General features: G+C 48.6%; 2 tRNA genes and 1 rRNA gene. All 3 read left to right on the top strand.

Going from position 1 to position 617, the window contains the following annotated elements:
- Positions 1-87: 87 nt before the first annotated feature.
- A tRNA-Ile gene (locus QO207_RS31495) sits at positions 88-164 on the top strand.
- Positions 165-191: 27 nt separating this feature from the next.
- Positions 192-267 (top strand) — tRNA-Ala (locus QO207_RS31500).
- A gap of 230 nt (positions 268-497) precedes the next feature.
- Positions 498-617, top strand: a 23S ribosomal RNA gene (locus tag QO207_RS31505); the annotation flags it as partial.

Consider the following 617-nt stretch of genomic DNA (forward strand, 5'->3'; position numbering starts at 1 on the left):
CTGGATCACCTCCCACCTCCTTAATCGAAGATCTCAGCTTCTTCATAAGCTCCCACACGAATTGCTTGATTCACTGGTTAGACGATTGGGTCTGTAGCTCAGTTGGTTAGAGCGCACCCCTGATAAGGGTGAGGTCGGCAGTTCGAATCTGCCCAGACCCACCAATTGTTGTGGTGTGCTGCTGATCCGATGGGGCCATAGCTCAGCTGGGAGAGCGCCTGCTTTGCACGCAGGAGGTCAGGAGTTCGATCCTCCTTGGCTCCACCATTAAATCGTCGAAAGCTCAGACATGAATGTTCAGGTTGAACGAACATTGATGTCTGGTCTTTGTGCCAGAACTGTTCTTTAAAAATTTGGGTATGTGATAGAAGTAGACTGAATAATCTCTTTCACTGGCGATTATTCAAGTCAAGGTAAAATTTGCGAGTTCAAGCGCGAATTTTCGGCGAATGTCGTCTTCACGTTCGAGACAATAACCAGATTGCTTGGGGTTATATGGTCAAGTGAAGAAGCGCATACGGTGGATGCCTTGGCAGTCAGAGGCGATGAAAGACGTGGTAGCCTGCGATAAGCTTCGGGGAGTCGGCAAACAGACTTTGATCCGGAGATCTCTGAAT

The sequence above is a fragment of the Pseudomonas sp. CAN1 genome (assembly GCF_030462585.1).
Classification (GTDB): domain Bacteria; phylum Pseudomonadota; class Gammaproteobacteria; order Pseudomonadales; family Pseudomonadaceae; genus Pseudomonas.